Consider the following 20,403-nt stretch of genomic DNA (forward strand, 5'->3'; position numbering starts at 1 on the left):
GCCCCCTCACGCCCCCGTCGGGCTCCCCACGGCCCGTCGGTGCCGACGGCAGCGGGCCCTGCCGGGGGGCGGCCCGGATCAGCCCTCGATGCCGGTGGAGGCGTGCGCGGCGCCGACCGGTTTGGACTCGGGCGAGCCGCGCTGGCGCAGGTACACGGAGAGGATGGCCATGGACGCGACCGCGAGGAGTTCGGACTGCCAGTTCTGCAGGGTGCGGCTCCAGAAGTCGGCGGACAGCACGTACTGGCCCCAGCGCACCGGCGCCTGCAGGTCGCGCAGCTGTTCGGCGTTGTAGGCGGACCAGCCCGAGATCGACTGGGACGTCCAGGAGCCGAGGAAGAACACGGCCATGACGATGCCCAGGGACCGGGAGTAGAAGCGCAGGCGCAGTCCGCGTGCTCTGGCCCAGGCGGGTGAGTCCGCGGTGGCGTGCGGGCCGATCTTCTGTTCGCGGTCCGACTCCGTCCCGGCCTTGCCCATCTCCTTGGACTCGGGGGATCCGCGCTGCAGGAGCCAGACGGTGCCGAAGATGTAGAGGAAGAACTGCAGGTACTCCGACTGCCAGTTCTCGGTCACGTCGACGGCGAAGTCGGAACCGGTGAGGTAGCCGGCCACGTCCAGTGGCTGGAGGCCGGCGGCGACGAGCTGGTTGTTGAGGTCGGCGCGCCCGGCGGCGGCCTGCCCGGCGAGGGCGAGCAGGAAGGCCGTGCCGAAGGCGAGGGTGAGGCCGTTGTCCCTCAGGAACCCCGTGGCCCGGCTCACCGCTGCAGCGCTCCGATCGCGGTGAAGTAGGCGAGGCCGGCGACGACGGTGGCGATGCACAGGACGAACAGGCTCCGCATCCTCACGCTCCCTTGATCTCGCACTGGTACGGGCGCCGGTCGCGCGGCGTGCAGCCCGCCGCGGTGACCTTCCAGCCCTCCGGGAACGCGGACAGGAAGAGGGTGTCGCCCTCCAGCACCACGCGGGCCTGCCGCCCGAACACGTCCACGCGCCGCACCGGCCCGCCCGCGGGCAGGTCGACGCCGGCCAGGGCCGGCTCGCAGTCCTTCTTCTCCTGGTCCTCCAGCTCCTCGCGGGTGGCGGGCGCGAGCGTCCCGCAGAGCGCCGCGGCGTCCGAACGTCCTGCGGCGTCCTCGAACCCGGCCGCCACGGCGGCCGCCGCGTCCTCGCGCCGATCCACCTGGCCGCAGCCCGCAAGGCCGACCAGGGCGGCGACGCCCGCCGCCCGCACCCACCGCATCCGCAGCGTCATCCCCCCAGGGCACCACGCCGGCGGCGCCGGGCCAAGGAGGCGCGGCCGGACGGGCGCGGGCGGGCCGCGCCCGGGGCGGGGGCGCCGTCCGTCGGCGGCGCTCGGTACGGTGGCGGGTGTGCCGCCCTCCTCCTCTTCCCCCGCCTCCTCCCCCCGGCTGCCGCTCGACGACCTCGTCCGGCTGCGCCGGGCCCGGGACCGGATGGACCGCGAGTACGCGCAGCCGCTGGACGTGCCGGCGCTGGCCCGCACCGCGCTGATGTCCTCCGGCCACTTCTCGCGCAGCTTCCGCGCCGCCTACGGCGAGACCCCGTACAGCTACCTGATGACCCGCCGGATCGAGCGGGCCAAGGCGCTGCTGCGGCGCGGGGACCTGAGCGTGACCGAGGTGTGCATGGAGGTGGGCTGTACCTCGCTGGGCTCCTTCAGCACCCGCTTCACCGAGCTGGTCGGGGAGAGCCCCAGCGCCTACCGGGCCCGCGACCACGAGCAGGGCGCGGCGATCCCGGCGTGCATCGCCAAGATCCGCACCCGCCCGGCGCGGCACGCCCAGGCCAAGGACGGCGGAGGCAGCGCGGGCGCCGGGGACGCCGAGCGGTAGCGTGACCGCCATGAGCATCGAACTCGCGCAGTGCTTCATCGCCGTCGACGACCACGACCGGGCGCTCGCCTTCTACCGCGACGTCCTCGGCTTCGAGGTGCGCAACGACGTCGGCTTCGAGGGCATGCGCTGGGTCACCGTCGGCTCGCCCGACCAGCCCGGCGTGGAGATCGTCCTGGAGCCCCCGCTGGCCGACCCGCACGCCTCCGCGGACGACCGCCGGGCCGCCGCGGAACTCCTCGCCAAGGGCCTGCTGCGCGGCGTCATCTTCCGCACCGACGACTGCGACGCCACCTTCGAGCGGCTGCGCGAAGCCGGCGCCGAGGTCCTCCAGGAGCCGATGGACCAGCCCTACGGGGTGCGCGACTGCGCGTTCCGGGACCCGTCGGGCAACATGCTGCGCTTCAACCAGCCGCGCACCCGGTAGCCGGGTACCCGAAGGCCGGGGGCGGGCGGCTGCGGCGCTCGGGCGGGAGCCGGCGGCGCAGCAGGCAGAACTCGTTGCCCTCCGGGCTCCGTCGTCCGGCCCGGGGCGGGGGTCGCCGCACGCGGGCTCCCCGGTGGCGGCGAGGGGTCGTCACGCCACCGCCCCGGCGGAGCGCCACGTCTGGACAGGCCGCGGCGGACGGGATAGAGAGGGTGTCAACCAACGTTCAGCCGGGGGGACTTGTGAGTTTGAACGTGCTCGTGCCGCTGGCGCTCGTCGTCGCGCTGCTGTACTTCGTGCCGGCAGTCGTCGCGATCGTGCGAGGTGTCCCGAACCGGGGGTCGGTCATCGTGGTCAACGTCTTCCTCGGATGGACGGTGCTCGGCTGGATCGTCGCGTTGGCCATGGCGGCCCGGAGCGGGCCGCCGCGTTCCCGCGGGTAGTCCGCGCCCGCCCCCGGACTCGAACCGCGCGGTCCAAGCGGGCCGACGCCCCGGGCCGCCCCGGGTGGTGGGCGGGGCGTCAGGTGAGGGCGGGCAGCGGGGTAGTCGGGCAGGGTGATGTCGCCGGCCTTGGCGAACTGGGCGGCCAGCACGGGGCGCAGCGGCCAGCGGCCCATCCAGCGCATGGAGGCGGCGCGCAGGCGGATCATCAGGGCGCTGTCGGGGGCGTAGCCGTTCAGGCCGCCGGGCGGCAGTTCCTGGGCGCGGGCCACGTAGGGGCGCATCAGCTCCTCGTAGCGGGCGAAGGCGGTGCGGAAGTCGCCTGCGGCGGCGGCGAGTTCGCCGGCCAGCAGGTACGCGCCGACCAGGGCCAGGCTGGTGCCGAGGCCGGTCAGGGGGCTGGGGCTGTAGCCGGCGTCGCCGAGCAGGGCGACGCGGTGGTGGCTGTAGCGGTCGAGGTGGACCTGGCCGAAGGAGTCGAAGGCGAAGTCCTCGGCGGTGCGCATCGCGGCGAGCAGCCGGTCGACCTCCCAGCCGGCGCCCGCGAAGCGCTCGGCGAGCAGGCGCCGCTGGGCGGCGCTGTCGCGGCGGTCGTACGCCAGGGGCGCGCTGCGCAGGCCGAGGGAGGCCTTGACCTCGCCGGGCAGCCGGCCGGGGCGGGCGCCGGCGACCAGGCCGCCGGGGGCGTTGTACATCAGGAACCAGCCGTCCAGGGCGCGGGCCAGGGCGGGGTCGTGGACGGTGAACCAGGCGTGGTAGCCGCCCAGGGGGCGGTAGTGGGCTGCTTCGGGACGGCCGCCGGAACCGTGGCCGTGGCCGGGGGCGCCGGCGGCGGGGAAGGCGAGGCGGCGGACGGCGGAGTGCAGTCCGTCCGCGCCGACCACCAGGGCGAAGCGGCGGGCGGGTGCGTTCTCGAAGGTGACGCTGACGCCGTCGGCGTCCTGGTCGAGCGCGGTGACGGTGTCGTCCCAGAGGTACTCGACGCCGTCGGTGGCCTCGCGCAGCAGGTCGGCGAGGTCGCCGCGGAGGATCTCGATCTCGGAGACGATGCCCTCGCCGCCGAACAGGTCGACGGGTATCCGGGCGGTGGTGCGCCCGCGCCGGTCGACCAGGGCCATGCCGTGCTGCTCGACGCACAGCGCGCGGGCCCGCTCCATCAGGCCCATCCGCTCGATCACGGTGCGCCCGGCGCCGCGCAGGTCGACGGCCTGCCCGCCGGGGCGCGGGCCCGGGGCGCGTTCGACGACGGTGGGGGTGAAGCCGTGGCGGCGCAGCCAGTAGGCCAGGGCGGGGCCGGCGATGCCGGCGCCGGAGATGAGGACGTCGGTGTCCGGGGTGCGGTCCAGGTGTTCCATGCCGCCGAATGTACGCCGTACGCATCGGCGTCAACAAGCTCTGGGCTTGGAGTATTCGAAGGGGGTGCACTAGTGCGGTGGGGTGTTCCGGGGCGGCTCGCGCGGCGCGCGGGGGCGTTCGCGCAGGCAGACGGCCCGACAGGTGCACTAGTGCGGCACCATGGGGCGATGGAGAGCACTCGACAGACAGTCAGTTCCGGCTCGCCCCTCGAACCGCGGATCGGCTTCTCCCGCGCCGTGCGCAAGGGGAACCACGTCGCGGTCGCGGGCACCGCCCCGATCGGCGAGGACGGCACGACGGTGGGCCAGGGCGACGTCCACGCCCAGACCGTGCGCTGCCTGGACATCGCCGAGGCCGCCCTGCGGGAGGCGGGCGCCGCCCTCACGGACGTCGTGCGGACCCGCATCATGCTCACCGACATGAGCCGGTGGCGGGAGGCCGCGCGCGCCCACGGCGAGCGCTTCGCGCAGATCCGCCCGGCCACCACCTTCGTGGAGGTGTCGCGCTTCATCGACGAGCGGTGGCTGGTGGAGGTCGAGGTGGACGCGGTCATCGGCTAGCGGTCCGTGTGCCGCCGCCCCGCCGCCCCGCCCCGGTGCCGCACCGGGGCGGGGCCGCGGCGCGCCCCGGGAGGTCAGGCCGCCGCGGCCCGCGCCGCCCGGCGCAGCGAGCCGACCACCGCCGACAGGTCCTCCTCGGCGATCGACGGGTCCGCCAGCAGCACCTCGCGGGCCGCCGCCAGCACCGGGCCGCCGCCCGCCAGGGCGAGGTCCTTGGCGGCCAGCCGCACCGGGAAGTCCGCCTCCGTGCTGTACGCCCGGGCCGCCACCCCCGCGAGCGGCCCGACCGACAGCACCTCCCGCACCTGCTCCTGCGGCACACCCAACTCCTCGGCCACCGCGACCGCTTCGCCGAAGGCGGTGACGCAGGCGACGATCGCGCCGATCACCACCGCCTTCAGCGCCGCGCCCGAGCCCGGGCCGCCGCAGCGCCGCACCCGGCCCAGCCGCTCCAGGACGGGCTGCGCGCGGTCCAGGTCGGCGTCCTCGCCGCCGGCGAACACCACCAGGTCGCCGGTGGCCGCCGGGCCCACGCTGCCGACCACCGGCGCGTCCACCAGGGCGACGCCGTCGGGAAGTTGCGCGCGCACAGCGGCGGTGGCCCGCGGGCCGATCGAGGACATGTCGATCCACAGCGTGCCCGGCGCGAGCGCCGCCGTGAGCTGCGCGGCCACCGCGGTGACGGCCGCCGGGTCGGACAGCATGGTGACGACGACGTCCGCACCGCGCACGGCCTCGGCCGCGGTGGCGGCCGCGGCGGCCCCGGGGACGTCGCCGGCGCGGCCGGGGGAGCGGTTCCAGACGGTCAACGGGTGTCCGGCGGCGGCGAGTCGGCGGGCCATCGGCAGGCCCATCCGGCCCAGCCCCAGGAAGGCGATCTTCTTCATGGCCACCACGCTAGGCAGCCGGGAGCCAGGCGACAAACGAATGTCCCGCATGGTAGCCATGCGGGATGGACATGGCTTGGCTGGACGTCTTCCGCACCGTCGCGCACCTGGGCTCCTTCACCGCCGCCGGGGAGCGGCTGGGCTTCACCCAGTCCGCGATCTCCCGACAGATCGCCACCCTGGAAGGCGAGTTGGGCACCGCGCTGTTCGACCGGCTGGCACGCGGGGTGCGGCTGACCGAGCACGGCCGGGCGCTGCTGCCGCACGCCGAGGCGATGCTGGAACGGCTCGACACCACCCGGCGCGAACTGACCGCCCTCACCGAACTCACCGCCGGGCGGCTGCGGGTGGGCGCCTTCGACAGCGCCAACGCCGCCCTGGTCCCCGGCGCCCTCGCCGCCTTCCGCGCCGCCCACCCGGGCGTGGCGATCAGCCTCACCGAGGGGCTGACCGCGCACCTGCTGGACCTGCTGGCCGACGGGGCGATCGACCTCGCCCTGGTCGCCTCCTACACCCGACCCGACGGCCACGGCGAGCAGTTCGACTTCCGCCCGCTGATGGCGGACCCGGTGCTGGTCGCCCTCCCGCGCGGACACCGCCTCGCCCGGCGCCGCCGCCTGCGCCTGGCCGAACTCGCCGACGAACCGTGGATCGCCGCCAGCCGCCACGCCGAGTCCACCCTCCTCGCCGCCTGCGTCCGCAGCGGCTTCCAGCCCCGCATCGAGTACGCCGTCGCCGCCTGGAGCGCCAAACTCGGCCTGGTCGCCGCCGGACTGGGCGCCACCCTCATCCCCTCCCTGGCCGCCCGGGTCAGCCGCCCCGGCGTCGCCCTCGTCCCGCTGCACCCGGACGACACCCCGGTGCGGCGGGTGCACACCGTCACCCTGCGCGGCCGGCGGGTCCCTGCGGCGGTGGAGGCCTTCGAGGCGTTCCTGAAGGAGGTGGCGGACGGGGGGAGCCGGTAGCCGGGCCGGGCCCTCCCGGCCGGACGCCGGCCCCGGCCGCCGCGCCCCTCTTCCTGCTCCGGCCGGGGCCCTGAACACGGCCCCCGGCCTGCGGGTTTGCCAGAACGTCAACGCCGTTCGCATCCCCGGGCCGGCGCGCCGCATGATCAAGACGCACCCACGGCCACCGGACCCCGAGGAGTCTCCATGACCGAGCCGAGCCGACCGCGCCACCGCACCGTCGACGCCCCCGCCGGACGCCTGCACCTGGTCGAACAGGGCACCGGGCCGCTGGTCCTGCTCGTCCACGGCTTCCCCGAGTCCTGGTACTCCTGGCGCCACCAGCTTCCCGCCCTCGCGGCGGCCGGATACCGCGCGGTCGCACCCGACGTGCGCGGCTACGGCCGCTCCGCCAGGCCGTCCGCGCCCGAGGAGTACCGGATGCGCGCCCTGGTGGAGGACAACCTCGCCCTGGTGCACGCCCTGGGCGAGCGGACGGCGGTGGTCATCGGGCACGACTGGGGCGCGAACATCGCGGCCGCCGGCGCCCTGCTCCACCCCGAGGTCTTCCACGCGGTGGGCCTGCTCAGCGTCCCCTACACCCCGCCCGGCGGCCCCCGCCCCAGCGAGGCCCTCGCCCGGATGGGCGGGGACCAGGAGTTCTACGTCTCCTACTTCCAGGAACCCGGCCGCGCCGAGGCCGAGATCGAGCCCGACGTCCGGGGCTGGCTCGCCGGCTTCTACGCGGCCCTGTCCGCCGACACCATGCCGCCCCCGGGCCGGCCCGACCCGCACTTCGTCGGCCCCGGCGGGACCCTGCGCGAACGCTTCCCCGCGAACCGGCTGCCCTCCTGGCTCACCGAAGCCGACCTCGACCACTACGCCGGGGAGTTCGAGCGCACCGGCCTGACCGGGGCACTCAACCGCTACCGGAACATGGACCGCGACTGGGCGGACCTCGCCGACCGGAACGGAGCCCCCCTCACCCAGCCGTCCCTGTTCATCGGCGGCGCCCTGGACGCCACCACCACCTGGATGGCCGACGCGATCGCCGCCCACCCGGCCACCCTCCCCGCCCTGGCCTCCTCCCACCTCCTGGACGGCTGCGGCCACTGGGTCCAGCAGGAACGCCCCCGGGAGGTCAACCGCCTGCTGACCTCCTGGCTCGCGACGCTCGCCCCGCCCCGCCCGCCGGCGTAGCCCGCGCAGCCCGCGGAGCCGGCGAAAGGGGCGGAGCCGGCGCTCAGCAGGTGGTGTCGGAGGCCGGCAGCGCCCCCGTCGACAGGTAGGCGTCGACGGCCCGGTCCGCGCACGCGTCGTAGCCGTTGAGGTAGACGGTGTGGACCCGGCCCGGCACGGTGACCAGACGGGAGCCCGGCAGGCGGGCGTGCAGCGCCAGCGCGCCCTGGTAGACGGCGTGGGTGTCACCGGTGGCGTGGATCTGCAGCGCGGGGACCGCGGTGCGGACCTCGACGGGCGGCTCCAGCGGGGCGCTGCGCCAGAACGCGCACGGGACGGGGCCGTTGTAGACCGGGCCGAACACCGGCTGGGCGGCGCGGGAGCGTTCGACGGCCTCGCGGTACCACCAGGCCGGGCGCGGCATCGCCGTGTCGCCGCACAGGATGCCGAGCGCGGCCGCGAGGTCCGCGCCGCCGGCCGGGCCCGGGTCGAGGACGACGGTCAGCAGCTCGTGCAGCACCGGGCCCACCTGCACCGGCCGGCCGTCGGCGGCGTCCAGCAACTGGCGCAGCACCTCCGCGTACAGGGCGCTGTCGCGGTCGTCGCTCTGGCAGACCGCGAGCAGCACCGGCAGCAGGGCGCCGTCGAGCCGGAACCCGTCGACGGCGATCGGCTCCGCCTGCGCCCGGCGCACCAGGCCCTCCACGGTGGCCCGCACCGCCGCCGGGGTGGCGCCCAGGCGGTAGGCGGCGTCGCGCGGCGCGGCCCAGGCGGCGAAGTCGTCCAGGGCCCGCTCGTTGGGGCCCGCCATGTCCTGGATGGTCCGCACGCCGTACCGGGCCGGGTCGAGCGCGCTGTCCAGCACCAGCCGGTCGACGCGCTGCGGGAACAGCTGCGCGTACACCGCGCCCAGCAGCGCGCCGTAGGACTGCCCGAAGAAGGAGGTCCGCTGCTCGCCCAGCGCGGCGCGCAGCACGTCCACGTCCCGGGCGATGTTGCGGGTGGTCAGGTGGGGCAGCAGGTCGGGGTACCTGTTCCAGCAGGCGTCAGCGTCGGCCTCGGCCAGCCGCAGGCTCTGCGCGAACCCGGTCGCGTCGGCGCCCGCCGAGCGCAGCCACGTGCCGCGCGTCAGACCGCAGTCCAGGCCGCCGGCACCCACCCCGCGGGTGTCCATGCCGACGATGTCGTACCCCGCCGCCGCCCCGGGCGACAGCCGCTCGCGCAGCGCGGCCGGCATGTCCAGCCCGCGGTTGCCGGGCCCGCCGGGGTTGGTCTGCAGGACGCCCCGGCGCCCGGCCTGGTCGGCGGCCCTGATCCGGGAGACCGCCAGCGACAGGGTGCGGCCCTGCGGCTCCCGGTAGTCCAGCGGGACGCTCAGGGCCGCGCACTCGGTGCCGGCGGCCGCCAACCGCGGGTCCTGGCAGGCGGACCAGGCGAGCGGCTGGCGGTGGAAGCGCTCCAGCGGGTCGACGGCGGCCGAGGCGGACGCGGACGCGGAGGCGGAGGCCGGGGAGGCGGAAGGGGCCGGAGCGGCCGCGGTGAGCACGGCGGCAGCGCAGACGGCGAGGGCGGCGGCGAACGCCGGGGCGGTCTTCATGTCGGCCAGCCTAGAAGGCAGTTGAGGACGATGGCGGACCGGATCCGCGAACCGCCCTTGACCTCAAGCCGGCTTGAGGTCCTAGCGTCGACCGCGTCCTGACGACCAGTCGAAGGAGCACCGGACATGACGATCACGACGTACGAACCCCAGGTCATCGCCGCCCAGCCGATCGGGGCGTGGACCGGCCAGGTCTACCACCTGGTGGTGGGCGGCCTGCGCGAGCAACTGGCGGTGGAAGGCCTCACCCAGCCCCACTGGTGGACGCTCAACCACGCCGCCGGCCGGCCCGGGGGATGGACCCGCGCGATGCTGGTCGAGCGGCTCGCCCCCTACGACCACCAGGACACCGCCTTCGACACCGTCTTCGACGACCTGATCGCCCGCGGCTGGCTGACCGAGGACGCCGACGGGGCGCTCACCCTGACCGAGGAGGGCGAAGCCGGCCGCCTGCGCGCCCACGACCGCAACCGCAAGGTCATCGAGCGCGCCCACGAGGGCGTCGACACCGACGAGTTCGTGACCGCGATCAACGTGCTGCGCCGCGTGGTGGCGAACATGGGCGGCAACGGGAACCTGCCCGACTGACGGCCCCGGCACCGCCCGCCCCGGCGCCGCCCGCCCCGGCGCCGCCCGGCGCGGTGCCGCCCGGCGCGGTGCCGGCGGGGGCGGCGGCCGGGACGCGCGGCGGGAGATTGACCCATGGAAACGGTCGCCGATTGCCACCTGATCATGGGTCTTTGCGGCCGTAGGCTGGTCACATGACGACGACGAGGAACACCGCCACCGCCCCCACCGCCGCCCCCGTGCTGACCCGCTGCGCCGAGGCCGAGACCTGCGCCGACCCGAGCGCCACCATGACGCTGCTGGCCGAATCCGCCCCCGCGCAGGGCGGTTTCACCGTCTACCGCTCCACCTTCGCCGCCGGCGCCGCCGGGGCGCCCGCGCACTTCCACACCCGGGCGTGGGAGCTGTTCTTCGTCATCGGCGGCTCGCTGCGGGTGCTGGTCGGCGAGGAGGTCACCGTGCTCGGCGCGGGCGACTTCCTGGCCGTGCCCCCGCACACCCCGCACGCCTTCGCCGCCGCCCCCGGCGCCGAGGCCGACGTGCTGTGCGTGTTCACCCCCGGCATGGAGCGCTTCGACTACCTGCGCCTGCTGGGCAGCGTCATGCGCGGCGAGAGCGACCCCGGCGCGATCGCCGCCTCGGCGGAGCGCTTCGACAACCACTACGTGGACAGCCCGGCCTGGCGCGCGGCCCTGGCGGGCGACGCCGCCTGACAGCCGCCGAGCCGCTCGGGCCGGGGGCGTTCGACGGGCCGGGGGCGTTCGACGGGCCGGGGCCGCTCGACGGGCCGGGGCGGCCGGGGTGTGGAACGGTGGTAGCCCGGGGGTGTCCCGGTTGCGAGAGGAGTGGCCATGTCGTCGAAGCGCCGCCGCAAGAAGAAGGCCAGGGCCAGGCGCGGGGCCAACCACGGCCGCCGGCCCCAGTGCTGACCAGCGGCTGAACGGGTGAAGGCGCCCGGGCGGGCCCAGCGGGCCGTCCGGGCGCGCGCCCGCCGTGCCGTAGTCCTCTGCCTTCCGGGCTCCGGCCGTCCGGGCCGCCGCCCACCCGGGCCGCCGCCGGTCCGGAGCCCCCGGCTCAGAGCCGTCCGCGCCCCGCGAAGCCGCCGCGCGCCACCTTGTGGTACTGGCAGTAGTCGGCCCAGTCCGCGCCGAAGGCCAGTTCCAGCACCACGCTCCGCCCGTCCGCGCGGGCCTCGTCCAGCAGCCGCGCCGCGTCCGCGTGCGGCGGGGTCTGCTCCAGGACGAAGAGCCGGTCGGCGTACGGGCCCGCCGGGATCGGGTCCGGGGGCGGGATGCCGGGCCGGTCCCAGGTCAGCCGCGCTCCGGGGCTGGACAGGCAGGGGGAGTCCATCCGCCGGCCGTTCGCGTCGACGCCGCCGTCGCGGTACCAGCGCAGCGCCTGGTCGAGGCTGCCGTGCGGGTCCGGCCCCTGCCCGTGGGCCTGCCACTCGGCCACGCCCGCCGCCGCGATCCGCGGCAGCACGTCGAGGACGTCCTCGCGGACGACGAAGTAGGCGCGGGCGTGGATCCGGCAGACCAGCAGGGTGTCCCGGGGGTGGTCCGAGCCGTGGAAGGTCGGGCGGGTGGACTGGTCCAGGACCTGGGTCAGCAGGTGCTCGACCCCCTCCACCGCTCCCAGCGCCCCGATCAGCCCCCGGATCCGCTCGCGCTCCGCCGCCCGGGCCGCCCGCGCCCGCGGTGAGTCGATCAGCTTGAGCTTGCGCCGCTCGGTGGGCCAGTGCCGCGCCCGCAGCGACTGCGCGCCGTCGACGACCGGGCCCACCAGGAGGACGACGAGGCCGACGAGGCTCGTCGCCAGGTCCTTCAGCAGCTTCTCCACCGGCAGGGTCCTCTCGGGTCGCACGCGCCTCCGCGTCCACACCCTGGCCCGCCCGCACCCGGACCCGCAATCCGCTCCGGTACTCAACTTCCCTGCGTACCGGCACGGTTGCCGGGAGTTTCGGCGGTCGCCCGCGCGGCGCGCCTGCCGCGTGCGGGCGGCTGCGCGATGCTGTCCCCGACCATCTGACGCCCCGTCACCGGAGAGGGTCCCCCCTTGAGCGACGACCTGCTGACCACGAAGATCGCCCTCGGCTTCGACCACCTGGACGCCGACGGCGACGGCCTCCTCACCGAGTACGACCACGTCCTGATGGGCCGGGCCTGCGCCGAAGCCCTCGGGCACGCGCGGGGCTCCGACGCCGAGCGCAGCATGATCGCCGCCTACGTCGGCATCTGGCGCGACCTCCACCTGCCCCACGCCGGCAGCGCACAGGAGATCACCCGCGACGACTTCGTCGCCTCCACCCTGACCCTGGCCGACGACCCGCGGGCCGCCGCCGCGACCATCGGCCGCCTCGCCGAGGTCTTCCTCTCCGTCGCCGACGCCGACGGGGACGGCACCGTCGACGCCGAGGAGTTCCGCGCCTTCCACCGGGCCCACTTCCCCCGCCTCGACCGCGACCGGGTGGACGTCGCGTTCGGGCACCTGGACCGCGACGGCGACGGCACCCTGTCCCGCGAGGAGTTCGTCGGCGCGGTCCTCGAGTACTGGACCAGCCGCGACCCGCAGGCCCCCGGGAACTGGTGGACGGGCCGCCACCCCCTCCAGCCGCAGTAGCCCGCCGGGCCGGTCGGTGGGCGTGAACCCGCCCTGGGCGCACGCCCGTTGGAGTCGGAAAGGGAAGGTCACGCCCGATCACCACCAGGGCCCCGGTCGCGGAGGTTTCTTGCATGCCGATCAACCGTAGGACCCTGCTCAGGGGCGCGGCGCTCGCGGCCACCACCGGTGCGCTGGGCGTCGCCGGCTCGCTCGCGCCGGCCTCCGCCGCCCCCGACCGCCTGGTCCACCGCCCCACCGACCGGTGGATGTCGCTGCTGGGCGACAACGTGAAGCTGTCGCAGCTGACGATCCCCGGCACTCACGAGACGTGCGCGATCTACGACGGCGGCGCCTTCGGCTTCGCCCAGTGCCAGGAGTGGCGCATCCCCCAGCAGCTCCAGGCGGGGGTGCGCTTCGTCGACATCCGGTGCCGGGTGATGGGCGACGTCTTCACCATCCACCACGACAAGATCTACCAGAAGATCAACTTCGGTGACGTGGTGAACCTGTGCATCGACTTCCTGAAGGCGAACCCCCGCGAGACGATCATCATGCGGATCAAGAAGGAGTACACCGAGGGCCAGGACTACCGCTTCAGCGAGATCTTCAACTACTACATGGACGGCAGGGACGGCAAGGGCGGCTACCGGCCGTGGTTCTGGCTGCCCAGGGCCGGCTCGCTGCCCGGCGGCCTGCCCGCCCTGGGCCAGGTGCGCGGCAAGATCATCCCCATCATGTCGGACTTCACCTGGGGCGACGGGCGCTACGACCCCCTGCAGTGGGGGGACGGTTCCCGGATCTGGCTGCAGGACGCCTGGAGCGACGGGTCCAGCCGCAAGGTCCAGCGGGTCAGGGAAGGACTGGACACCGCCTTCTACGGCCAGAACGACGGCAAGCTGTACATCCACTTCGCCAGCTCCAGCAGCTTCCCGGAGACCCCGTACAGGATCGCCAAGGTCGTCAACCCCTCCATCCAGGACTACCTGACGCCGCGCATCTCCCAGCGCGCGCACTACGGCGTGATCGCGATGGACTTCGTGGACGAGCGCAAGGACCTGCTGCAGATGATCGTCGACTGGAACTTCGGGCTCTGACCGGGCCCGAGTCGCAAGCCGCCCCGGCCCGGGCCCGGTAGGAGCCCGGGGCCGGCGGCGGACAGCGGCGGCTCGGGCCCCGTGGTCGAGCCCGAACCGCCCGGGCGCGGAGCGCCGGTCAGCCGACCGGCGCTCCGCGGCGTTTGTCGGCGGGTGCGGCGCCGGTGCGGACCGGATTTCCTCGGATACCCGCCGGGGCCGTCGTCGGATCCGACGGCCCGAACGTGTACATCAGGGCGGCAACTCCCCGACGGCGCCTGCCGCATGCCCTCCGACCGCCGACCGCCGACCCCACCGTCCCGCGCGACCGTCGCGCACCGATCCCGCCCGTCACCCGCCGGCCCGTCCGCCGGCCTTCCGTCGCCCCTTCCACCGGCCGTCCGCCGGCCTTCCGTCGACCCCTCCGCCGTTCGGGGGCCCGCCCCGGCCGTCCAGCGCAGTGGCGGACCCTCCACCCGACGGACCCGCCCCCACCCGTTGCCGCCCCGTGACCGTGCCCCTCACCGCCTCCACCACGAAGGAGTCCTGATCATGCGCAAGCTCATCATCGACTTGGTCGAGCGCACCGTCGCCACGTACGCCACGGCGTTCCTCGGCCTCCTGCTGGCCGACGGCTTCGACCTGACGTCGATCAGCGCGCTCAAGGCGGCGGCGCTGGCGGCACTGCCCGCCGCGCTGACCGTGGTCAAGGGCGCGGTGGCCACCCGCGTCGGCGACCCGCACTCGGCCGCCCTGCTGTCCCGCGGCCGCGAGTGACCGGCCCGGCCCGCCGCCGGGAGCCGTGACGGCGCGGCCCGTGCCCACCTCACCGCGGCACGGGCCCGGGCCACGGCCACGGGACGCGTGTGCGGACCGCGCGGACGCCGGGCGTTCGCCGCCGAGGTCCGGCCGCCGTGCGCGGGAAGTCGGTCCGGCCGACTTCCCGCGCGCCTCCCGGCGGCCGGGCCGGGCGGCCGGGACGCGGGGACGCGGTGTCGGCCGGCTGTCAGCGGGGACGGCGGGATGACGGTGAGGTGTGAGCGGCCCCCGGGAGGGTGGGGACCGGGCGCAACCGGCCGTGCCGCGCGGTCGCGCCCCCCACCAGACCGCTCCGAACTCCGGGAACCGCCATGCCCTCCACACCCCCCGCACCCCAGGCCGCCGCGCGGTGGGACGTCCACCGGCCGCCCCGCGCCGAGGGGAGGAACTTCCTGGTCACCGGCGGCAACGCGGGCATCGGGTACTTCGTCGCCGAGCAGCTCGCCGGCACCGGCGCCACGGTCGTCCTCGGCAGCCGCGACCGGGCGAAGGCCGAAGCCGCGATCGCCTCCATCGCCTCGCGCGTCCCCGGCGCCAGGGTCCGGCACCTGCCCCTGGACCTGGCCGACCCCGCCTCGCTCCGGGCCGGCGTGGACGCCCTCGCCCTGGAGCGCCTCGACGCGGTCGTCCACAACGCCGGCGTGGCGCTCGACCACCCGCCGCGCCGCGAGACCCGCGACGGCCACGAGCTGATGTTCGCCACCAACCACCTGGGCCACTTCACGCTCACCCACCTCCTCGCGCCGCTGCTCCAGGCGACCCCGGGCAGCCGGATCGTCACCACGGGCAGCTTCGCCGCCAAGTCCGAACGCCTGGACCTAGACGACCTCCAGAGCACGCGCGACTACCGGCCCAAGCGCACCTACGCGCGCTCCAAGCTCGCCCAGATGCTCTTCGCCGTCGAACTCGACCGGCGCCTGCGCGCCGCCGCCAGCACGACCCTGAGCGTCCTCGTCCACCCCGGCGGCGCGCTCGACCCCCTCACCCCGTCGCGCCCGCCCGTCCACGTCCGCACCACCGGCGAGCGGCTGCGCAACCTGCCGCTGGGACTCGTCGTCCAGGGCAAGGACGCCGCCGCCTGGCCCGCCGTCCGGGCCGTGCTCGACCCGCACGTGCGCGGCGGCCAGATGTGGAGCCCCCGGGTGTTCGGGCTGCGCGGCACGCCCCGGCTCGAACCCCTCTGGCCCCACCTGACCGACACCGCGACGGCGGCACGGCTGTGGACGGCCGGCTGCGAACTGACCGGCCACGAACCGGCGTTCACCCGCTGAACCGACGATCCGCGGAGCCTGTCGAGCCGCCGAGCCCGCCGATGCGCCGGGCCCGCCGCCCGCCCGGGGCCCCGCCGCGCCGTCAGTGCGCGGACGGCACCGGGCGGCGGGCGGTGCAGCGGTAGCCGAGGCGCTCGAAGGCCGCGGCCATCGGGACGTTCGTCGGGCCGGTGTCGGCGCGCACCGGCGTCGGGCCGCTCTCGGCGGCCAGGATGCGGGCGGTCCCGGCGAGGATCTCCCGCGCGCACCCGCGGCCCCGGTACTCGGGCAGCACCCCGGGGTAGCCGACCACGGGGGAGGCGTGGTTGCGCGAGGGGATGCCGAAGCCGAGCGTCCCGCCGCCGGGCGCGCGGGCGGTGCGCCACCAGGACCGGTCCCCGGACATGGTGGCGCGGTAGAACGCGACGTCGGCGCGCGCCTGCGCCGGGGCGCCGATCCGCGCGGCCCCCGGCGGCCGGCGGCGTCCAGGGTGCCCTCCGGCACCCGGCGGAACAGCTCGACGAAGACCTCGCCGCCGGGCTCGGCGCGCAACAGCAGGCGCCCCGACGGCTCCGGCAGGCCGGTGCGCGGCGTCCACCCGTAGCGCAGCCGCTCCACGCCCACCGGCAGGCCGGCGCGCCGGGCCGCCTCCCGGCGCCAGGCCACGCCCGCGACGACCTCGGGCCGCTCGTGCCAGTCGCCCGGGAGGAAGAGGTGGTCCTCGGGCGCGGCGCCCGCGCCGGCCTCGGCGAACGCCGCGTGCGCGGCCGTGAGCGGCGGCCGTGAGCCCGCAGGCCCCGTCGGCGACGAACAGGGGCAGGAGAGCGTCGAGCCCGGACCCGACGGCGGGGCGCAAGAGAGCGGCGCCTCACCGACCTCTCGCGCGGCGCGGGAACGCAGAGAGACCGCTCGGGCCACCAGGGCCGGGCGGTCTCTGCTGTTCGGACGGGCCCATGCGCCAACACGGCCCGCTGCCGATGTTCCCGAGTTGTTGGAGTGAACAGCGCCCCCGGGTTCCGGACCCGCGGGTCCGGGTGACGCCGTTGCAAATCGTCACACCAGGCCAGGACGGCGGACAAGGGCATGCTGCGCAAAGGCGCACCAAAATCCGGTTTCACTTCGTTGAACTGCGCCTTTCTGATAGGGCGTTCACGAGATTGCGGCCAGGGACCGGGACGCTGGCGCATCAATCCGCGCGATGTTCACCGAACCGATTGGGATTCACCCGTACGCCTGACAGAGTGTGAGGCCACCGGGCACCCCGTGCGACGCCAACCGCGCAAGTGCCCGCCAGTTGGAGTGGACAGTGATATGGAGGCCTCCTCGATGGCGAGGAACCGGAACAAGCGCATCCGCACCCGAACCCGCACCGCCCACCGCGCGACAGCGGACCCGGTACCGCTGCGCCACCCCCACGCGCGCCCGTACCCGGGCCTGGGCCCGAGCCCGTCCCGGCCGCTCGCGGCCGGTGGGACGGCCGTGGTCGTCGTCGTGGTCGTCCTGACCGCCACGCTGGCCGCCGCCCTGGTGACGGCGGGCATGTCGGCCGGAGCCGCGCTCGAACTGGCCACCGGCGCCTGCCTGTTGGCCGTAAGGCTGCGACGGGAGCGGGCCTAGGAAGAACGCCTGCCTGCGATGGGACGCCGCGAGAACCCGATCGAGGCGACCGAGCCGGCGCTGGGCCGGCTGGCCGCCTGGCTGCGCGAGCAGCGCGAGCAGGCCGGACTGACGTACCGTCAGCTCGCCGCTCGGACCAACTACCACCCCACCACCCTGCAACGGGCCGCCGGCGGACGGTCCGTACCGAGCTGGAAGGTCGTCGAGGCCGTCACCCGCGAATGCGGCGGCGACCTCAAGGCCGCCCGGCGCAAGTGGGCCCAGGCCAACTACTGGGCCCACGTGCCCCGCCCCTCGGGCAGCCGGCGGCTGCGCCCACCCCGGCGGGTCGACCCCCAACAGGTCGACTCCTTCGCCGACCTGCGCCGGGCGATGCACGAGATGCGCCGCAAGGCCGACTGGCCCTCCCTGCGGGAACTGGACCGCCGCGCCCGCGACCGGGGCGGACGCCTGCCCTCCAGCACGCTGGCCCTGGTCTTCAAGGGCGAGGCCCCGCTGCGCAAACCCGTCTTCCTCGCCTACATGGAGGTCTGCGGGGTCAGGGAGGCCCGCCGCGCCCTGTGGGCGGCGGCCTGGGACCGGACGCACAACGCCCGCACCCCGCCCCCGGTCAACTCGCGCACCTACCAGAGCGAGTTCGCCCGGGCCATGCAGTCCTCCAGCGCCGGCACCTCGACGGACATCCTGTTCCGGCTCTGGATGACCCTGCGCAGCAGCCTGGCCGCCGAACGGGACGAGGGCCCCGGCCACCCCGCCACGGCGGGCCGCGAAGGCACCGACGACAACCCGCCGGTGCTCGTGTGACCCGGTCCGGGGGCGGGGGGGGCCCCCCCCCCCCCCCCCCCGGGCCCCCCCCCCCCCCCCCCCCGCCCCGCCCCCCCCCCCCCGGGGGGCCCGCCACCCCCCCCCCCCCCCCCCGCGGGGGGGGGGGGCCCCGGGCCGGGGGGGGGGGCCCCCCCCCCCCCCCCGGCCCCCGGACCGGCACCCACCCGCGCCACCTCGGGACACCACGGGACACCACCATGCCGACACCACCACGCCGTTCGGCCGCCCCCGCACCCGCCCTGGGCCTGTGGGCGCTGCACGACCTCCACCTGCGCCACTACCTGGACTACGCCGCCCTGCTCCTACCGCCCGCCGACGCGCCGCTGGCCGTGCGCGCCGCCTTCGAGGAACTCGGCGGCCACTGGCTCGACGCCCTGTCCACCGCCAGCCCGGCCGCCTGCGCCTGGCAGGCGGTGCGCCGCCGCGTCTGCACCCTGGCCGGCCCCGGGCCGCTCGACCCGGTCGCCCACCTCACCGCCACCCAGCAGGACGTCCTGCTGCTGCACCTGGTCCTCGACCTGTCCGCCACCGAGGTCGCCGCCCTCACCGGCACCGAACCCGCCGCCGTCCACGTCCAGCTCCGCTCCCTGGCCGCCGCCCACCGCTGAACCGGACCGGCCGCCGCCGCACGCGGGGTGAGCCGGGTCGAGCCCGGCCGAGCGCGGGTGAGCCGGCGGACCGGTCGGGGCCGTAGACGTGGACGGGGCGCCCCTGCCGGAGCGGGCGCCGCGGCGTCAGGAGGCAGACGTGCTCAGGTTCCACGGGGCATGGCGGATCACCGTCGTCGGCAAGAGCGCCGACTTCGACCAGCGGGCGGTCGTGCGCGGCGCGTACGGGCTGCGGGTGCTGCCCGGACGGGTCGGCGCCACGATCGAGGTGGACGAGGAGAGCTGGACACTGTCCCTGGAACACCTCCTGTGGGGCCGCAGCTGGCAGCCCAACCTGCGCACCACCCCCGGACCGGTCACCGAACACGACGGCCTGCGAAGCCAGTTGCTCACCAGCAACGACTGCCACTGGCCGGGCAAACCGCTCGACTACGTCAACTTCGTGCTGCGCCTGGACCAGGCCGTCACCCCGGCCGCGGCGCCGGTGCGCGCCGTACGGCTGACCGAGGAGCCGGTCGGCGCGCCCGTCCAGGCCGTCCGCACCTCCTCCTCGGGCTGGCCCGAGCCCGCACCCACGCCCACACCCGGGCGCGAACCCGGGCGTGAACCGGGGCGCGCGCCCGGGCGCGGCACCGCCCCCGCGGCGCGGCCGCTGTCGTCACCGGTGTCGTCGCCGGTGTCGTCGCCGCTGCCGTCGTCGTCGCCGGGGCAGACCGGGCGGGCCAGCCGGTAGCCGGTCGGCGGGGCCGGGGGACAACCCCAGGTCGCAGCGGCCAGCTGGCCGGGTGTCGCGGCGGGCCGGCACCGGGTTGGCTGGTCGCATCAGCACCAGCCGAACCGAGAGGCCGTCACCCGTGCACCTCCGTAAGACCGCCCGCACCACCCGGACCCCCCGCACCACCCGGGCCACCCGCACCGCCGGCACCACCCGCACCACCGGCCGCCGCGCCGCCAAGGTCGTCGCCGTCACCGCCCTGGCCGCCGCGCTCGGCGCCACCGTCATGGCCGGAAGCGCCTCGGCGATCATCAACGGCCGCGACTCCACCGAGCGCTACCCCTTCATGGCCACCCTCCCGCTCAGCGCCGCGCAACTCGCCGACGGCGCCTGCGGCGCCACCCTGATCGACCGCCAGTGGGTGCTCACCGCCGCCCACTGCGTCGTCGGCGACGAGGACACCAAGCTGACCCTCAAGGGCACCGTGCGCATCGGCAGCGCCCACCGCGACAGCGGCGGCACCGTACGCAAGGTCGACCGCGTCGTCGTCCACCCCGGCTTCGAGTTCGGCGACGGCGCCACCCGCCCCAACCAGAACGACCTCGCCCTGGTCCGCCTCGACCGCCCCGCCCCCCAGAAGCCCGTGCGCATCGCCGAACACCGCGCCACCCCGGGCACCCCCACCAGGCTGCTGGGCTTCGGCACCATCGTCGACACCCCCAACTTCCCGGACATGGTCTTCCCCGACCGCCTCCAGGAACTGCCCTCCCGCATCGGCGCCACGACCGACTGCGCCCCCGGCTGGGCCGACCCCACCCGCCTGTGCACCCTCAGCCAGATCCCCGAGGCCATGGCCTGCATGGGCGACTCCGGCGGCCCCCAGATCCAGCGCGGCCGCGGCGGCCGCTGGGAACTGGTCGGCACCACCTCCGGCCCCGGCGCCCCCGGCGTGCCCTGCGCGGGCGGCCCCGGCCTGTACACCGACGTGCCCGCCTACGCCCCCTGGATCCGCGCCACCCTCGCCACCGGCTGACCCGGCGAGGCTAAAGTCCCAGGTGAGAACATCGCGCCCGAGGAGA

The 20,403-nt window shown here is 75.9% G+C and carries 23 protein-coding genes and 1 pseudogene; 17 read left to right on the forward strand and 7 right to left on the reverse strand.

Annotated features, from left to right (window positions below; translation table 11 throughout):
• Positions 1-78 precede the first annotated feature (78 nt).
• Together ACIQI7_RS34400 and ACIQI7_RS34405 are read right to left on the reverse strand one after the other, a co-directional pair.
• Complete coding sequence (locus tag ACIQI7_RS34400; protein WP_401117705.1) at positions 79-762, reverse strand: DUF6766 family protein; 684 nt, start codon at positions 760-762, stop codon at positions 79-81.
• An 82-nt stretch (positions 763-844) separates the two neighbouring features.
• The gene (locus ACIQI7_RS34405; RefSeq protein ID WP_401117707.1) at positions 845-1,255 is read right to left on the reverse strand and encodes a hypothetical protein; all 411 of its coding nucleotides are present in this window, start codon (positions 1,253-1,255) and stop codon (positions 845-847) included.
• Between the two features lie 157 nt (positions 1,256-1,412).
• On the opposite strand from ACIQI7_RS34405, the gene ACIQI7_RS34410 reads away from it, so the two are divergent.
• From ACIQI7_RS34410 to ACIQI7_RS34420, 3 genes are all read left to right on the forward strand, one after another.
• A complete protein-coding gene (locus ACIQI7_RS34410; RefSeq protein WP_401117817.1) occupies positions 1,413-1,856 on the forward strand; it encodes a helix-turn-helix transcriptional regulator in 444 nt (147 codons plus the stop codon).
• 10 nt (positions 1,857-1,866) lie between these two features.
• Positions 1,867-2,283, forward strand: coding sequence for a VOC family protein (locus ACIQI7_RS34415; protein WP_387754126.1), 417 nt, complete (start codon positions 1,867-1,869; stop codon positions 2,281-2,283).
• Positions 2,284-2,600: 317 nt separating this feature from the next.
• Positions 2,601-2,726 (forward strand): superinfection immunity protein, encoded by a 126-nt coding sequence (locus ACIQI7_RS34420; RefSeq protein ID WP_401117819.1) that lies wholly within the window; start codon positions 2,601-2,603, stop codon positions 2,724-2,726.
• Positions 2,727-3,631: 905 nt separating this feature from the next.
• On the opposite strand, the pseudogene ACIQI7_RS34425 reads toward ACIQI7_RS34420, so the two are convergent.
• Positions 3,632-4,081 (reverse strand): annotated as a pseudogene (locus ACIQI7_RS34425) (FAD-dependent monooxygenase); the annotation flags it as partial.
• Between the two features lie 168 nt (positions 4,082-4,249).
• Between ACIQI7_RS34425 and ACIQI7_RS34430 the strand changes: the two are divergent.
• Complete coding sequence (locus ACIQI7_RS34430) at positions 4,250-4,642, forward strand: RidA family protein (RefSeq protein ID WP_401117710.1); 393 nt, start codon at positions 4,250-4,252, stop codon at positions 4,640-4,642.
• Positions 4,643-4,716: 74 nt separating this feature from the next.
• Here ACIQI7_RS34430 and ACIQI7_RS34435 read toward each other — a convergent pair whose 3' ends face one another.
• On the reverse strand, positions 4,717-5,529 hold the full coding sequence (locus ACIQI7_RS34435) for an NAD(P)-dependent oxidoreductase (RefSeq protein ID WP_401117712.1): 813 nt from the start codon (positions 5,527-5,529) through the stop codon (positions 4,717-4,719).
• Positions 5,530-5,594: 65 nt separating this feature from the next.
• On the opposite strand from ACIQI7_RS34435, the gene ACIQI7_RS34440 reads away from it, so the two are divergent.
• Together ACIQI7_RS34440 and ACIQI7_RS34445 are read left to right on the forward strand one after the other, a co-directional pair.
• On the forward strand, positions 5,595-6,494 hold the full coding sequence (locus ACIQI7_RS34440) for a LysR family transcriptional regulator (RefSeq protein ID WP_401117714.1): 900 nt from the start codon (positions 5,595-5,597) through the stop codon (positions 6,492-6,494).
• Between the two features lie 186 nt (positions 6,495-6,680).
• Complete coding sequence (locus ACIQI7_RS34445; protein ID WP_401117716.1) at positions 6,681-7,673, forward strand: alpha/beta fold hydrolase; 993 nt, start codon at positions 6,681-6,683, stop codon at positions 7,671-7,673.
• A gap of 43 nt (positions 7,674-7,716) precedes the next feature.
• Here the strand turns inward: ACIQI7_RS34445 and ACIQI7_RS34450 are convergent, their stop codons facing one another.
• Positions 7,717-9,249 carry an alpha/beta hydrolase gene (locus tag ACIQI7_RS34450; RefSeq protein ID WP_401117718.1) on the reverse strand — a complete coding sequence of 511 codons (1,533 nt, stop codon included), beginning with the start codon at positions 9,247-9,249 and terminating at the stop codon, positions 7,717-7,719.
• Positions 9,250-9,375: 126 nt separating this feature from the next.
• On the opposite strand from ACIQI7_RS34450, the gene ACIQI7_RS34455 reads away from it, so the two are divergent.
• Together ACIQI7_RS34455 and ACIQI7_RS34460 are read left to right on the forward strand one after the other, a co-directional pair.
• Entirely contained in the window at positions 9,376-9,837 is a 462-nt protein-coding gene (locus tag ACIQI7_RS34455; protein ID WP_401117721.1) for a MarR family winged helix-turn-helix transcriptional regulator, read from the forward strand.
• A 173-nt stretch (positions 9,838-10,010) separates the two neighbouring features.
• Positions 10,011-10,529 (forward strand): cupin domain-containing protein, encoded by a 519-nt coding sequence (locus ACIQI7_RS34460; protein WP_401117723.1) that lies wholly within the window; start codon positions 10,011-10,013, stop codon positions 10,527-10,529.
• A 361-nt stretch (positions 10,530-10,890) separates the two neighbouring features.
• Here the strand turns inward: ACIQI7_RS34460 and ACIQI7_RS34465 are convergent, their stop codons facing one another.
• On the reverse strand, positions 10,891-11,679 hold the full coding sequence (locus tag ACIQI7_RS34465) for a hypothetical protein (protein ID WP_401117725.1): 789 nt from the start codon (positions 11,677-11,679) through the stop codon (positions 10,891-10,893).
• A 192-nt stretch (positions 11,680-11,871) separates the two neighbouring features.
• On the opposite strand from ACIQI7_RS34465, the gene ACIQI7_RS34470 reads away from it, so the two are divergent.
• The 4 genes from ACIQI7_RS34470 to ACIQI7_RS34485 all read left to right on the forward strand — a co-directional run bounded on the left by ACIQI7_RS34470 (position 11,872) and on the right by ACIQI7_RS34485 (position 15,580).
• Positions 11,872-12,435 (forward strand): EF-hand domain-containing protein, encoded by a 564-nt coding sequence (locus tag ACIQI7_RS34470; RefSeq protein ID WP_401117727.1) that lies wholly within the window; start codon positions 11,872-11,874, stop codon positions 12,433-12,435.
• Between the two features lie 113 nt (positions 12,436-12,548).
• The gene (locus tag ACIQI7_RS34475; RefSeq protein ID WP_401117729.1) at positions 12,549-13,511 is read left to right on the forward strand and encodes a phosphatidylinositol-specific phospholipase C; all 963 of its coding nucleotides are present in this window, start codon (positions 12,549-12,551) and stop codon (positions 13,509-13,511) included.
• 531 nt (positions 13,512-14,042) lie between these two features.
• Positions 14,043-14,267, forward strand: a complete 225-nt coding sequence (locus tag ACIQI7_RS34480; protein WP_387754158.1) for a holin — start codon at positions 14,043-14,045, stop codon at positions 14,265-14,267.
• Between the two features lie 353 nt (positions 14,268-14,620).
• Positions 14,621-15,580, forward strand: coding sequence for an SDR family NAD(P)-dependent oxidoreductase (locus ACIQI7_RS34485; protein ID WP_401117732.1), 960 nt, complete (start codon positions 14,621-14,623; stop codon positions 15,578-15,580).
• A gap of 82 nt (positions 15,581-15,662) precedes the next feature.
• Here the strand turns inward: ACIQI7_RS34485 and ACIQI7_RS34490 are convergent, their stop codons facing one another.
• The gene (locus tag ACIQI7_RS34490) at positions 15,663-15,965 is read right to left on the reverse strand and encodes a GNAT family N-acetyltransferase (protein WP_401117734.1); all 303 of its coding nucleotides are present in this window, start codon (positions 15,963-15,965) and stop codon (positions 15,663-15,665) included.
• A gap of 920 nt (positions 15,966-16,885) precedes the next feature.
• Between ACIQI7_RS34490 and ACIQI7_RS34495 the strand changes: the two genes are divergently transcribed.
• The 5 genes from ACIQI7_RS34495 (at position 16,886) to ACIQI7_RS34515 (ending at position 20,357) form a co-directional block, all read left to right on the forward strand.
• Positions 16,886-17,176, forward strand: coding sequence for a hypothetical protein (locus ACIQI7_RS34495; protein ID WP_401117736.1), 291 nt, complete (start codon positions 16,886-16,888; stop codon positions 17,174-17,176).
• Between the two features lie 18 nt (positions 17,177-17,194).
• A complete protein-coding gene (locus ACIQI7_RS34500; RefSeq protein ID WP_401117738.1) occupies positions 17,195-17,980 on the forward strand; it encodes a helix-turn-helix domain-containing protein in 786 nt (261 codons plus the stop codon).
• Between the two features lie 218 nt (positions 17,981-18,198).
• Positions 18,199-18,609 (forward strand): sigma factor-like helix-turn-helix DNA-binding protein, encoded by a 411-nt coding sequence (locus tag ACIQI7_RS34505; RefSeq protein ID WP_401117740.1) that lies wholly within the window; start codon positions 18,199-18,201, stop codon positions 18,607-18,609.
• Positions 18,610-18,748: 139 nt separating this feature from the next.
• A complete protein-coding gene (locus ACIQI7_RS34510) occupies positions 18,749-19,342 on the forward strand; it encodes a hypothetical protein (RefSeq protein ID WP_401117742.1) in 594 nt (197 codons plus the stop codon).
• Between the two features lie 121 nt (positions 19,343-19,463).
• Positions 19,464-20,357, forward strand: a complete 894-nt coding sequence (locus ACIQI7_RS34515) for a S1 family peptidase (RefSeq protein ID WP_401117744.1) — start codon at positions 19,464-19,466, stop codon at positions 20,355-20,357.
• Positions 20,358-20,403 lie beyond the last annotated feature (46 nt).

The sequence above is a fragment of the Kitasatospora sp. NPDC092039 genome (assembly GCF_044756065.1).
Classification (GTDB): Bacteria; Actinomycetota; Actinomycetes; order Streptomycetales; family Streptomycetaceae; genus Kitasatospora.

Bases quoted from the DNA above. Each gene is read 5' to 3' on its own strand.
- ACIQI7_RS34405 (WP_401117707.1), bottom strand. From the start codon at position 1,255: ATGACGCTGCGGATGCGGTGGGTGCGGGCGGCGGGCGTCGCCGCCCTG.
- ACIQI7_RS34415 (WP_387754126.1), top strand. From the start codon at position 1,867: ATGAGCATCGAACTCGCGCAGTGCTTCATCGCCGTCGACGACCACGAC.
- ACIQI7_RS34430 (WP_401117710.1), top strand. From the start codon at position 4,250: ATGGAGAGCACTCGACAGACAGTCAGTTCCGGCTCGCCCCTCGAACCG.
- ACIQI7_RS34435 (WP_401117712.1), bottom strand. From the start codon at position 5,529: ATGAAGAAGATCGCCTTCCTGGGGCTGGGCCGGATGGGCCTGCCGATG.
- ACIQI7_RS34440 (WP_401117714.1), top strand. From the start codon at position 5,595: ATGGACATGGCTTGGCTGGACGTCTTCCGCACCGTCGCGCACCTGGGC.
- ACIQI7_RS34445 (WP_401117716.1), top strand. From the start codon at position 6,681: ATGACCGAGCCGAGCCGACCGCGCCACCGCACCGTCGACGCCCCCGCC.
- ACIQI7_RS34450 (WP_401117718.1), bottom strand. From the start codon at position 9,249: ATGAAGACCGCCCCGGCGTTCGCCGCCGCCCTCGCCGTCTGCGCTGCC.
- ACIQI7_RS34455 (WP_401117721.1), top strand. From the start codon at position 9,376: ATGACGATCACGACGTACGAACCCCAGGTCATCGCCGCCCAGCCGATC.
- ACIQI7_RS34460 (WP_401117723.1), top strand. From the start codon at position 10,011: ATGACGACGACGAGGAACACCGCCACCGCCCCCACCGCCGCCCCCGTG.
- ACIQI7_RS34475 (WP_401117729.1), top strand. From the start codon at position 12,549: ATGCCGATCAACCGTAGGACCCTGCTCAGGGGCGCGGCGCTCGCGGCC.
- ACIQI7_RS34480 (WP_387754158.1), top strand. From the start codon at position 14,043: ATGCGCAAGCTCATCATCGACTTGGTCGAGCGCACCGTCGCCACGTAC.
- ACIQI7_RS34485 (WP_401117732.1), top strand. From the start codon at position 14,621: ATGCCCTCCACACCCCCCGCACCCCAGGCCGCCGCGCGGTGGGACGTC.
- ACIQI7_RS34490 (WP_401117734.1), bottom strand. From the start codon at position 15,965: ATGTCCGGGGACCGGTCCTGGTGGCGCACCGCCCGCGCGCCCGGCGGC.
- ACIQI7_RS34495 (WP_401117736.1), top strand. From the start codon at position 16,886: ATGGCGAGGAACCGGAACAAGCGCATCCGCACCCGAACCCGCACCGCC.
- ACIQI7_RS34500 (WP_401117738.1), top strand. From the start codon at position 17,195: ATGGGACGCCGCGAGAACCCGATCGAGGCGACCGAGCCGGCGCTGGGC.
- ACIQI7_RS34505 (WP_401117740.1), top strand. From the start codon at position 18,199: ATGCCGACACCACCACGCCGTTCGGCCGCCCCCGCACCCGCCCTGGGC.